Below are 11933 nucleotides of genomic sequence, written 5' to 3' on the forward strand. Positions count from 1 at the left end.
ACCAAACGGGGGTCAGGTCCCTTCCCAGCTGACCTGGGGCCACTCTTCCTTGCTGTCGGCAAAGACGTTGTCGAGGCCGAGAGTATCGGAGATGAGCTGCGGAGCGCCGACGCCGCCAGCCATGTACGGTGCCTCAGAATCGGAAAACCAGTAGGCCACGGATACGTTGTCGGTCTTGGTGGTGCGTTGCGCGGAGTCCATGCGTTCTTGCAGGTCTTCTACGAGCGCCTCTCCCTTGTCCTTGACCTCGAAGAGGGTAGCGATGTCAGAGATGTCGTGATAAACCGCGTCCATGGTGACGCGCTCTTCGCGGGCGCCGTCGTTGGCAAGAGAAGTCTTGGAGCAGTCGCTGTAGGCCAAGTAAGCCGGCACGCCGACCTCAGCGTACTTCTCGCGGTTTCCTCCGCCGGACTCAGAGAGGGTGGGGTAGAAGGAAGCGGCGACGAAATCAGGCTCAGCCTTGAGGACCGTTTCCAGGGAGGGGATGTTCGCCGAGATACGCGGAACCTGCGAGTTTGCATCCTCCAGATCCTCGCGCACAGGGTCCGTCCACGTGGCAGTTCCGGACATTCGGTCCGCCAGCCCCAGGCTGAGCATGATCTCGGTCATTCCCTGGTCCAAAGAAACAGCGGACTCGATGGGCTTGTCTATCTCGATCTCGGTGCCGCAGTTGTCAATGCTGACGGGGTAAGCGCCGTTGGCTTCGCTGCTGGATTCACTGCCGGCCTGGGTGCTGTCCGCATTAGAGCCGCAGGAGGTGAGGGGGAGGGCGGCGGTGGCCAAGGCGGTGGGCGCCAGGAGACCTGCAAAGGTCATGAAGGTGTTCTTAGATGATGAGGAGGATATGAGAATTCAGGGATTGATGCGAGCGTTACTTGCTCAGCAAGCCGCGGTTAAGGGCCCATCCGAAGATGGCCACAGGAATCGCGGAGAAGAACACTGCGCTGGCGATGTTCTGGGAGGTATCTGCGGTGAGAACCGTGGTGGTGTCGCTGCCAAGCATGAGGAAGGCGCAGACCGCGGCGGTAGCGATGCCCGCAGCGAGGATGCACAGGCCGAGCACTTGGGTGCTTGACGACGCCGCCGCGCTAGCATTCGTGCGCCGCGTCAAGGCTAGGAGCACCAGCAAGACGACCATGCCGACGAGGAGAGCGGAGGCGGTGGCCCGCGGTTCCTTGGCGTTGAGTGTGAAGTAGACACTGGCGAGAACGGTGAGTGCGGATACCACTAGCATCGCTACGGCCAGAGCCGTGGCGGGAGCCGTCTGGTCCTTCTGGGACTTTTCTTGGAGCATGTAGTGCGCTTTCTGTAGAGAGTGAAAAGAACAGAGAGAAACTCAAGGAAAAACTGGGAAAGGGGGGATTTGTTCATGGTCCCGGAGGAAGCTCTCCCCCTCGGGAACTCCTATTGGGAACGAACATAACGTATACAAGGCAAGCCTTAACTAAACAAGTTTAAGAAACGCTACATAAGGTTATGCTAACCCCAAAGGGTGGCCTCAGTTGGCGTCGCGGGATACGCCATGGGGGTATGTGTGGGGTGGTTAACCCTGGGACATTAAAGTCGGTCTACGATGGCCTTGAGCTCGGAAAAGTCAGAAGCGAAGAAGTCAGCAGCGCGGTATTCAGCAGGGCTGCCGTGGCCCCAGCCCACCAAAACGGTAGGGATACCCAAAGGCCGCGCGCCGTCGATGTCGTGATGACGATCTCCCATCATCAACAAGTGGTCTATATCGGGGCGCAAACCGGTGGAAGCAAGCACCCATTCGATGACTGCCCGCTTGTTTTGGCGGGTTCCGCCCATATCATCCGCACCGCCGATGAAGTCAAAGAACTGTGCCGCACCGAGGTATCTCAGCATCTTTTCCGCCACGGCCTGATCCTTGCTCGTGGCCGTGCACAAAGTAATCCCGGCCTCTTTCCATTCGGTGAGGGCTTCTTCCCAGCCGGGAAAGAGCCGACAATTCGACCACCCTGTGGCACGGTAGTAGCTCCGGAATTGTGCCACGGCGGCCGGGAGAATCTCCGGCGAAAACCCAAAATTCTGCAGTGTGACGGGCAAGGGCGGCCCCGGCAGGTGGTGCAACTCTTCTTCCGCAGGAACCGGAAGGCCAAAATCGATCATCGTCTGCACAGCGCAGGCACGAATCCCGGGGTAGGAATCAATCAGGGTTCCATCGACATCGATAAGCACGGCTCTACGTGCAGGCTCCAACGGGGTGTGAGGTGCCATGGAATTTCTTAAGTCCTAGAAACGTTCTTGGTTGCGCTCGCGCAGCTTCGAGTAGAAATCCGGCTTGGAGGAGCCGTAGCGTGCGCGGGACCTGCGGCTAGGCGCGGCCCCAGCATCCGCGCCTTCCTCAGCTGCGCTGGGCTGCGGGGCATGCTCGCCGGTGTCCTGAACAGGAGGCACAGCGCTTCCTGCGGCGACCGCGGCTGAGTCTTCTGTGTCCTCTGTGTCCTCTGAGTCCGTCGAGGCTTCTAGGGCGAGTTTCTCAGCGCGGGCAAGACGGCGCTCCTTGAGCTCAGACCAGACAAAATAGCCCAGGCCGAGCGGTGCCATAATGCCAAAGGCTATCCACTGATAGCCGTAGGAAAGGTGATTTCCTCGCTCCAATTGCGGCACGGGCATGGGGTTGAGAACACCCGGCTCTTCATCCGATAGCTGCAGGTAATCCTGCCCCATGGCAACTCCGGTGAGCTCCCCAACCTGCGGAGGGTTGATGGAATAGACCTGCTCGTAGCCCTCTTGGAAGATAGGCGCCGATTGGTGCACGGCCTCAGCCTTGCGCACCATTCCCACGATGGTCACCTCATCAGAGGGAGCGCGGGGAATATCAGGAACCGCATTGCCCTCCTCGGCTTCCACCCAGCCGCGGTTGACCAAGATAATCAGGCCAGAATCAGTGTGAAAAGGAACCAGGGACTGATAAGAAGGCCCCGTCCCAGCTGGGCGCAGGCGCAGCAGCACCTCGTCCTCGGGGAGGTACTTTCCCTTTAGGATCGCGCGTGACCACTCGTCTCCCACGATAGATCCCTTAGCATCGAGCACCTCATCCACGGGGCGCGGATCTTGCTCGTAGGCCTCGGTGATGTGTTCGTTGCGTTCCACAATCTGATCGTCTTTGCCCAACTGCCACGGCGCCAAGACCGTAAAGGCGAAGTAAGAGAAGGCTATGACGAAAAGGAGCAGGAGTACCCAGCCCGGTTTGAGGAACGTCTTCAGCATGTCGCTTAGTCTAGTCCTTGTGGAGCGAAACCCAATCGAGCAGGCCCGGGACGGCAGCTTCGATCTCGCGCCTAGTCCGCGCAAAATCGGCGTCGCTCCCGTAATAAGGATCCTCTACCTCTGCGCCTTCAGGTGAGTGCGGGTCGAAGCTGCGCAGGAGGAATACTCGCGCGGGGTCGATGCCGCGGGCGAGGAGCTCGGCCTTATGCCCAGCGTCCATGGCGATGAAGGCATCGGCGCAAAGATCGGCTTCCCCGAGTTGCGCCGCGCGATGGGAGGCTCCGTCGTGCCCACCGCTGCACAGTTGCGCGACTGCGCGCTCGTCGGCGCCTTGGCCCACATGCCAGCCGCCGAGCCCGCGAGAGCACGCCTTCGCAACGGAATCGAGCCCGCGCTCCTCGAGAGCATCACGGACAATGATTTCGGCCATGGGAGAACGGCAGATATTTCCAGTGCAGACGAAGACCAACTGCATGACCTTTGAACTCGCATCCTGTCGCTGGAAGGCGCGGTCGGAGGCGGGGACAGCGGTGGAAACGGAACGACCCGGGGTAGTGGATACCAAGTGAAAAACCTTTGCGCGAATAGGGCAGCATGACAACGAAAGTTAGGATATAGCAGTACCGTGGTCTGCGAGAAAAAGACCCGGAGTTCTCGCCCCGCAACACGCCATCTTATAAGGAGTCTCAAACTATGGCAGCAGGTCACACCCAACCTCGCGCCTCCAGCCAACTCACGGTTGGGGACATCCGCGGCGTCCTCGACGCTGCCTATCCGCCTAGCTTGGCGGAGTCTTGGGATGCAGTGGGGCTCATCTGCGGTGACCCGCAGGACCCGGTCAACTCAGTTGGCTTTGCCCTTGAGTGCACACAGGCCGTGGCGCAGCGTGCGGTCGAGCGGGGTCTAGACATGCTGGTGGTGCACCATCCCCTGCTGCTGCGGGGTGTGGATTCCGTTGCTGCGGATACCCCTAAGGGCAAGGTCATTCACACCTTGGTGCGCGCCGGGATTGCACTCTTTGCCGCGCATACCAATGCTGACAAGGCTCGCCCGGGCGTCAACGACCGCTTGGCGGAATTCATCGGCATCAGCGCTGGACGCCCGGTTGTCCCGGTGGATCCACAGATCCTAGATAAATGGGGAGTTCAGGTCCCGCCGGAGGCAGTGGAGCAGTTAAAGAACGCGCTCTTCGAGGTCGGCGCGGGCCAACTCAGCAACTATTCTCACTGCAGCTTCGACATCGCCGGTACCGGGCAGTTCCTGCCTCAGGAGGGGGCGCGGCCGGTTGTGGGCGGCGTCGGCAAGCTGCAGCGGGGCCCCGAAACCCGCATCGAGTTCGTGGCGCCTTCTACCTTGAGAGCGACGTTGACAGCGGTGCTCAAGGAGGCACACCCCTATGAGGTGCCCGCCTTCGATCTGGTAGAAATGGCCGCGAGCGACACGGCGCTGGACCAGGGGTTGGGTCTTGGACGCGTCGGAGAACTGCCGGAGGCGATGACGCTGGGTGAGTTTACCCAGCAGGTGGCCGATGCCCTGCCGGAAACGGTCTGGGGAGTGCGTGCGGCTGGTGACCCACAGCGCCTAGTCAAGAAAGTCGCAGTGTGCTCTGGTTCGGGGGATTCCCTCCTCAGTGCGGCGGCGCGGCTGGGCGTTGACGTGTACCTAACCTCGGATCTTCGCCATCATCCTGTAGATGAGCACCTGCGGGCGGGAGGACCCGCGGTGGTAGACACCGCGCACTGGGCCAGCGAGTTTCCCTGGACTGCCCAAGCGCGGGATATCTTAAAGAGAGAAACCGGCGTGGAAACTGAAATTATCAACATTCGTACCGATCCGTGGACGATATCCGCGCATCCAAAGGAGTCTTAAGTGAAACTGTCCCCGCAACTGCAGCCCACCTTGTTGGAGCTGGCCAACCTTGAGCGTTCGCTGGACGTTCCGGTTAGTCAGACCACCCCGGAGGAAGAGGCCTACGAGCGCGCCCGCATCGAGCACAAGCGCCTGCTCGATGCCGCGGGCTCGGCACAAATGGCAGTCGATGATATGGAAGCCGAAATCCTGCGGATCCAGGCGGATGAGAGCAAGTTGCGCCGTCGTGTTAAGGACGACAAGGCTCAGCTCGGCGCCGAGACCGATCCCGAGCGTCGCCGCGACATCGAGCACGATCTTTATGCGGCGAAGTCCCGCATCGCCGACTTGATGAGCGAGCTCCAAGAGGCGCACAACGAGATACATGCGCTGCGCGCCAACGTGGATGTCCATGGGGCGCGGCTGACGGATTCGGAAAGAAAGGTAGAGAAGCTGGGGCGTGCCGCCCAGGCAGCGCGCGATGCGCACGACAACGCCCCGGCACCTGCCGAGCGTATTGCGCAGCTGCGTGCGCAACTGCCGGAGGATGTCCTTGCTGAGTATGACGCCGTGCGTTTGGAGAACAAGGTGGGGGTTGCGGCTTTCAAGGGTCGTGCCTGTGGAGGCTGCTACATCGTGCTTCCTCCAGCCGAGCAGAATGCCATCCGCAACGCACCCGCCGATGAGCTTCCCCAGTGCAGCAACTGCGGCTCCTATCTGGTGCGGGCAGCCTAATGAAGGTCATCATCTATGCCGATGGGGGATCGCGGGGAAACCCGGGAATCGCCGGCTCTGGCACCGTTGTATATTCCGCCGACCGCAGCACAATCCTGAAGGAGATTGTCTACGTCGCGGGGACCTCTACTTCTAATAACGTTGCTGAATACAACGGGCTCTTGCGTGGCTTGGAGGCTGCTACTGAGCTGGGGGCCACGGATGTGGAGTTCCACATGGATTCCAAACTCGTCGTTGAGCAGATCAACGGGCGCTGGAAAATCAAGCACCCCGACATGCAGCAGCTGGCTCTGGCCGCGCGCAAGCTCATCAAAGGCTTCAACAATTTCAGCCTCGCCTGGGTGCCCCGGGCAAAAAACAAGGCCGCGGATAAGCTCTCCAACGATGCCATGGACGCCGCGGCTGCGGGCCACCCAGTAGGAATCGTGGGCGCTCAGGCTGAAGCTCCGCCCAGCGCCGCGCAAGAAGGCGCCGGTGATGTCGCGCCTGCGGACGAAGTCACTTCCGCCCAGGAAGACACTGCAACCACCGCACAGCCGGGGGACTGGCGTGCGGATCTGGGCCCCGTCACTCGTTTCATTCTGCTACGTCATGGACAAACCCCCATGTCGGCCGCGCGACAATACTCCGGACGGGCCAATCCCGCCTTAAGTGAGCTGGGAGAAAAACAAGCCCTCGCCGCGGCGCAAGCCTTGGCAGACGTCGAGCTTGATGCCATCGTGGCCTCACCGCTGCAACGTTGTCAGCAGACGGCGCGGGCCGTGGCTCAGGGAAGAGACCTCGACATAGAAGCCGTGGAAGATCTCATCGAGGTAGATTTCGGCCAATGGGAAGGCAAGACTTTTGCGCAGGCCAGCGCGGCAGACCCCGATCTGCATGCGCGCTGGATGGAAGATACCGGCGTGGCCTGCCCCGGTGGCGAGTCCCTCCAGGCGGTCCATCTCCGGGTGCGTCGCGCACGTATCGCACTGTGCGAGCGCTTTGCGGGAAAGACAGTGTTGGTCGTCTCTCACGTCAACCCCATCAAGTCCTTCGTTAGGCAAGGCCTCGATGCTGGGCCCTCCGTATTCCACCGGCTATTTTTGGATCTGGCCTCAATCTCTCGGGTTGAGTTCTGGGATGGTGGCGCCGTCGTGCGCGGAGTCAACGATGTGGGGCATATGGCGGGTCTGCGCTAGACTCTCAGGTGCGAATGAGCCAGCCGGGTGATCGCGGCAAACGAACCGGCGCCCCCCCCTAGGGCGGCGTCAGGCGGATGCCGAGGAAAGTCCGGACTCCACAGAGCACGGTGGTTGCTAACGGCAACCCGGGGCGACCCGCGGGCAAGTGCAACAGAAAGTAGACCGCCCAGTTTTCTGGGTAAGGGTGAAACGGTGCGTTAAGAGCGCACCAGCGCTGTCAGTGATGGCAGTGGCTAGGTAAACCCCACCGGGAGCAAGGCATCATAATCCGCCTTATGGCGGGTTTGATCAGGCGTTGTAGGGTGACTCGCCCGAGCCTGAAGGTAGCTGCTTGAGGTCAGCCGGCAACGGTTGATCCAGATGGATGATCACCGCGCGCGGGCCTGTGGCCCGCGCGAAGAGACAGAATCCGGCTTATAGGCTGACTCATTCGCCCCAGCTCTGCAAGAATAGGGCAGCATGAAGCTCTACGCAGCCCCCTTAGATTTCCGCGCCATCGTGGCCGAGTACTCTGTGCCCACCGAATTTCCGGAGGAGGTCATCCAGGCTGCCCGCGACGCGGAGGACCGCTTTCGCGGCGTGCGCGATGACGCTCGAGACGTAGAACTAGTGACCATCGATCCTCAAGGCTCTATGGACCTCGACCAAGCGCTGTGCATCTCGCAACGTGGCAGTGGTTTCCGCGTCTACTACGCCATCGCTGACGTCGCCGCTTTCATCGAGCCGGGTGGGCCGATAGAAGCAGAGTCTCTGCGTCGCGGGCAGACAATCTATCTCCCCGATGAACCCGCTCGCCTGCATCCCGCGGAGCTTTCTGAGGACAAGGCTTCGCTGTTGCCGGGCCAAGACCGTCCCGCCATCTTGTGGAGCTTTGACTTGGATGAGAACGGCGAGGTCGAAGCCTTTAGCCTGCGCAGGTCGTTGGTGCGTTCCAGGGAAAGACTCGACTACGACGGCGTTCATGCTGACCTGTTGGCAGGGAGCTTACATCCCTCGATTGCTCTTTTGCCGCAGGTAGGAAAGTTGCGGCAGGCCTCGTCATTGCGGCGCAACGCGATTTCTTTGCGAATGCCTTCTCAGCGCGTAGTAGAAGAAGACGATGGGCGCTTTGGGCTAGAAATTGAGCCGCGTTATGAAATCATGGACTATAACTCGGAAATTTCGCTTTTGACCGGCATGTGCGCGGGTCAGCTCATGGCGAGCCGGGGTGTAGGCTTCCTGCGTCCACTGCCGGGAGCAAGCCCCGCAGCGGAAAAGGAGTTTCGCGCTGAGATTCAGGCCTTGGGATTTGCAATGGGCCAGGCCTCTATCTCGGAGTTCCTCTTGAGCATCGATGCAGATACCCCCAAGGGCATGTCCGCCATGCGGGAAGCCCAGCGCCTACTGCGCGGGGCAGATTACATTTGGCTGGCGGAAAGATCAGCTGAGATTCACGCCGGAATCGGCGGCTATTACGCGCACGTGACTGCCCCTCTGCGGCGCTTGTCTGATCGCTTCGCCACAGAGGTATGCCTGGCGCTATCGACTGGGTCGGAGCTTCCCACATGGGTCAGTACCAGGGCACACGACGTCGTCGCGTCCATGCGCGCCAGCTCTCACCTAGCGGCGCAGGTGGACAAGGCCTGTCTCAATCTCACAGAAGCAACCGTCCTTGCACCATGGGTGGGTAGTATCTTTTCTGCCATCGTTGTTCACAACAACGAGAAACGGCAGCGTTCGCGCCTTTTTGTGGCTAACCCGCCGGTATTCGCTGCATCGATCGGCACTCCTGAGATGGGGAGGGAGACTGCGGTTTCACTCATCACTGCAGATACAGCCACGCGTGAGGTGCTTTTTGCCTGGCCGGCTGACTAGGCCTCGAGCACGGCCGGCGCACCGGGGTTGAGAGCGCAAACTGCGAGGCGATCTCCGGCCAAATCAGCCGCGAAATTCAAGGCGTTCTTGGCTGGGACGTAGGCGATCACAGAGTTGAAAACACCGGCAAAGGCACAACGAGCGGCAAGTGCGCCGCGGGACATTGCAAGCTGGGCCAAGTGCGGGGCGGCTCCCAGATCGTAGACGCCATTAAGCCCGCCCTGTGACTGTTCTAAAAGCGGGAAGAGTGCAGCGCCGCGACGTGAGCGCAACGCGCTGGCGAACTCTTTAGCGCGCTGAGTCTCTTCCTCGTAGAAGGCTAACCACCGTGTGGCCTCCGCAATGGAAGGCTGTCCTTGAGCTCCATAGACTTTATGGACCGCCTGCAACCAATCAATCACACGCTGCGGGGCATCAGGCAGCATCCTTAAAGACTCAGTCCCAAAGGCATGGCAGGCGGCATCAATGAAGCGTTCGCGGCGACGTAGCTCTGCTCCTGCCTCTACAGCGTCGAAGTCCTGGGGGGCGGTAATTGCGTAAGCCTGTACTTCTTGGGTAACTGGGTGTGGTGCGTGAGTCACGGATCCATCGGCGTAGTCGACTATGGTCACGGCATCTTCGGCCCCGCGCAGCGCACTTGAGTGGCGTGCGTGAACCGGCGGAATGGCGGAGAAACATCCTGCAGCCTGTGTGCACACATCTGCGATTCGGGCGCGTACAGGAGCGTCCTTGAGTTCTGAGTCCTCGCCCACTAGAGCAAGCGCGAGGGCAACATCCACGGCAGAGTAGGCTCCAAGACCAGCGTTGCAGGGAATATCAGAGACCACCGTAATATCGAATCCCGCGGTATCGCGGGAGAGTAACTGACGGTTGATCATGGTGTGGACAACCCCGCCCCAACGAGCAGCCATTCCGCCTGTAGGCGGGTCGGGATAGACCGTTAGACCTTCAGAATCCGTGCCAAGCTGTTGCGCGGCGGCCAGCTCTGCGAGCTGCGCCAAAGTAATGGAATCCTCTTGGGGGGAATCCGAATCTGCCGAACAAGTATAGGAGACGTTTATCGCCCCATCATTGCGTGCGCTAACTGCGACTGCAACGCGCAGATCTGACAACCCTGCGATAACTACACCACCGAAGTAATCGACATGCTCACCGATGAAAGCCCACGTAGCCGGTGCCGACGCAATGTGAGTGGGTGCGATCCCTATGGCGTCGACATGGGCGGCGCTTACCCTTTGAGAGATAGGGGCAGAAGATGGGGACCGCAAAGGCATCGTGGAATTACTCCTTCAAGATATTTGGCAAGACATTCGGGGCACATGGCAAAAGTCATTGTGTGACGTTCACATTCTAGCTGGCTCGCAGACACAGGCGGGGGACTTAGTGACTGTAGTCTTGAGTCATCGCACGCCCCAAGGTACGGGAGACTAACCCGAACCTTGGTTACTCGTATGATTAGACACAAGGAGAAGACCATGGCTGATTCAGAGAAGAAATGGTATTTCGACATGAGCACCGGCGAAGTTTCCCAGGGCAAGAAAGACAGCTGGGGAAGCCGCATGGGGCCCTATGATTCGGCGGAAGAAGCCTCTCACGCCTTAGAGATTGCCAAAGCCCGCAACAAGGCGGCCGATGCGCAAGATGCCGCTGATGAGGATTGGGGAAAGTAAACCGGATCTGAGGTTACCCTCGAGTAGTGGACACCCTATTAGTACGGATTTTGTGTCCGTAGGAGAGGATGTTCATTGTGAGTCAACAACGCAAGAAATATACCCCGGAATACCGGCAGGAGGCAGCTCGGCTGGTGCTCGAATCCGAGCGTCCGATTGCGCATGTAGCACAGGAAATTGGCGTATCAGCCACAATTCTGGGCAGGTGGGTAAAACTCGAGCGGGAACGCCAAGGATCGGCTGATGGCCGCAGTGATGCCGATATACGAGCCGAAAACACTCGTTTGCGTCGTGAATTGGCTGAGGCAAAGATGGATAATGAGTTCTTGTCAAAAGCCACCGCCTTCTTCGTGGCGTCGCAACGAGATCGGAAAAATTTGAGCTAATACAGCTGGAGAAGGCGAATTCCAGTATTAAACGAATGAGCAGGTTATTAGAGGTTTCTCGTTCGGGATACTACAGATGGGCACACACGCAAGCTAGTCGAGAGCGTGGAGAGGATAATCGTCAGAATTTTCTCGACCAATTGGACAAGCGAATCCTCGATATCTGGGAGGAGTCTGGCGAAGTTTACGGTGCTCCTCATATTACTGCAGAATTGGTTGAGGAAGGCATCTTTATCAATCGTAAAACCGTGGCTAAGCGCATGCGGATGATGGGTATTGAGGGTATCTCGCCCAGGGCGTTTGTTCCAATAACCACGATCCGATCCAAGCACAAGTCCGTGCTTCCTGACCTGGTGAAACGATTGTTTGATCGCGGTCAGCTTAACCGAGTGTGGATGTCAGATATTACCTATCTACGCACCGGTGAAGGTTGGCTGTACATGTGCGCGATCCGAGACGGACATTCCCGACGTGTTTTGGGCTGGGCCATGGATAGTGTGCAGGATTCTCATCTGGTTGAACGCGCTTTGCGTATGGCTCATACTCTGCGTGGTGAGATACCTGATGGGCTGGTATTCCACGCGGATCGCGGCACTCAGTTCACGAGCGAGCAATTGTGGCAAGTCTGTCAAGAACTGGGTATAGCCCAATCTGTCGGCCGGACTGGTGTGTGTTTCGATAATGCGATGTCAGAATCATTCTGGTCAGCGCTAAAGACCGAGTTTTATAACCGGAAGAAATGGTCAACCCGAGATGAAGCCCGAAAGGCTGTAGCTCGCTGGATTGAGATCGTCTACAACCGGCGCCGCCGTCACTCAGCCATCGGGATGGTCAGCCCCGTCGATTTCGAAACACAGGTCAAATCCCAACAGGATAAGAAAAAGCCGCTGCTTAACCACTAAGTAGCTTAACTAAGTGTCCACGATTTGCGGGAAACCCCAGATCTTCCGGTTTTGGAGTGGAGTGTTTTTGTTGGCCAGTCGTCCTGAGTACCGACATGAGATTAACCATTCAGGATAGGCCGGATGGCC

12 protein-coding genes and 1 other RNA gene are annotated in these 11933 nt (G+C 59.2%); 7 read left to right on the forward strand and 6 right to left on the reverse strand.

All coding sequences use genetic code 11. The annotated features are described in order from the left end of the window. Window positions 1–12 precede the first annotated feature (12 nt). From B2696_RS02775 to B2696_RS02795, 5 genes are all read right to left on the reverse strand, one after another. On the reverse strand, window positions 13–816 hold the full coding sequence (locus B2696_RS02775; protein WP_286953795.1) for an ABC transporter substrate-binding protein: 804 nt from the start codon (window positions 814–816) through the stop codon (window positions 13–15). 55 nt (window positions 817–871) lie between these two features. Continuing rightward, the gene (locus B2696_RS02780) at window positions 872–1294 is read right to left on the reverse strand and encodes a hypothetical protein (protein ID WP_075730189.1); all 423 of its coding nucleotides are present in this window, start codon (window positions 1292–1294) and stop codon (window positions 872–874) included. A 263-nt stretch (window positions 1295–1557) separates the two neighbouring features. Continuing rightward, entirely contained in the window at window positions 1558–2232 is a 675-nt protein-coding gene (locus tag B2696_RS02785; RefSeq protein WP_286953796.1) for an HAD hydrolase-like protein, read from the reverse strand. 15 nt (window positions 2233–2247) lie between these two features. After that, window positions 2248–3228, reverse strand: a complete 981-nt coding sequence (locus B2696_RS02790) for an SURF1 family protein (RefSeq protein ID WP_286953797.1) — start codon at window positions 3226–3228, stop codon at window positions 2248–2250. Window positions 3229–3238: 10 nt separating this feature from the next. Next, entirely contained in the window at window positions 3239–3703 is a 465-nt protein-coding gene (locus B2696_RS02795) for a low molecular weight protein-tyrosine-phosphatase (RefSeq protein ID WP_276622567.1), read from the reverse strand. 218 nt (window positions 3704–3921) lie between these two features. On the opposite strand from B2696_RS02795, the gene B2696_RS02800 reads away from it, so the two are divergent. The 5 genes from B2696_RS02800 to B2696_RS02820 all read left to right on the forward strand — a co-directional run bounded on the left by B2696_RS02800 (window position 3922) and on the right by B2696_RS02820 (window position 8846). Next, on the forward strand, window positions 3922–5097 hold the full coding sequence (locus B2696_RS02800) for a Nif3-like dinuclear metal center hexameric protein (RefSeq protein ID WP_286953798.1): 1176 nt from the start codon (window positions 3922–3924) through the stop codon (window positions 5095–5097). Next, window positions 5098–5811 carry a zinc ribbon domain-containing protein gene (locus B2696_RS02805; protein ID WP_075730185.1) on the forward strand — a complete coding sequence of 238 codons (714 nt, stop codon included), beginning with the start codon at window positions 5098–5100 and terminating at the stop codon, window positions 5809–5811. Further along, window positions 5811–6989, forward strand: a complete 1179-nt coding sequence (locus tag B2696_RS02810; protein WP_286953800.1) for a bifunctional RNase H/acid phosphatase — start codon at window positions 5811–5813, stop codon at window positions 6987–6989. The genes B2696_RS02805 and B2696_RS02810 overlap by 1 nt, the downstream gene beginning before the upstream one ends. 15 nt (window positions 6990–7004) lie before the next feature. Then, an RNA gene (gene rnpB / locus B2696_RS02815) (RNase P RNA component class A) lies at window positions 7005–7425 on the forward strand. 26 nt (window positions 7426–7451) lie between these two features. Continuing rightward, window positions 7452–8846, forward strand: a complete 1395-nt coding sequence (locus B2696_RS02820; protein WP_286953801.1) for an RNB domain-containing ribonuclease — start codon at window positions 7452–7454, stop codon at window positions 8844–8846. On the opposite strand, the gene B2696_RS02825 is transcribed toward B2696_RS02820, so the two are convergent. Then, the gene (locus tag B2696_RS02825; RefSeq protein ID WP_286953802.1) at window positions 8843–10120 is read right to left on the reverse strand and encodes a galactokinase family protein; all 1278 of its coding nucleotides are present in this window, start codon (window positions 10118–10120) and stop codon (window positions 8843–8845) included. The two genes, B2696_RS02820 and B2696_RS02825, sit on opposite strands and share 4 nt — an antisense overlap. A 201-nt stretch (window positions 10121–10321) precedes the next feature. Here B2696_RS02825 and B2696_RS02830 point away from each other — a divergent pair, with 201 nt between their 5' ends. Both B2696_RS02830 and B2696_RS02835 read left to right on the forward strand, forming a co-directional pair. After that, window positions 10322–10516 carry a hypothetical protein gene (locus B2696_RS02830; RefSeq protein WP_075730181.1) on the forward strand — a complete coding sequence of 65 codons (195 nt, stop codon included), beginning with the start codon at window positions 10322–10324 and terminating at the stop codon, window positions 10514–10516. 68 nt (window positions 10517–10584) lie between these two features. Then, window positions 10585–11804, forward strand: a protein-coding gene (locus B2696_RS02835; protein ID WP_376778887.1) for an IS3 family transposase whose coding sequence is annotated in 2 segments (ribosomal slippage) — window positions 10585–10846 and window positions 10846–11804 — 1221 coding nt in all. Because the reading frame shifts where the segments join, the coding sequence is not laid out codon by codon here. Window positions 11805–11933 lie beyond the last annotated feature (129 nt).

This window comes from Corynebacterium sp. UBA4397 (assembly GCF_002390965.1).
GTDB lineage: Bacteria > Actinomycetota > Actinomycetes > Mycobacteriales > Mycobacteriaceae > Corynebacterium > Corynebacterium flavescens.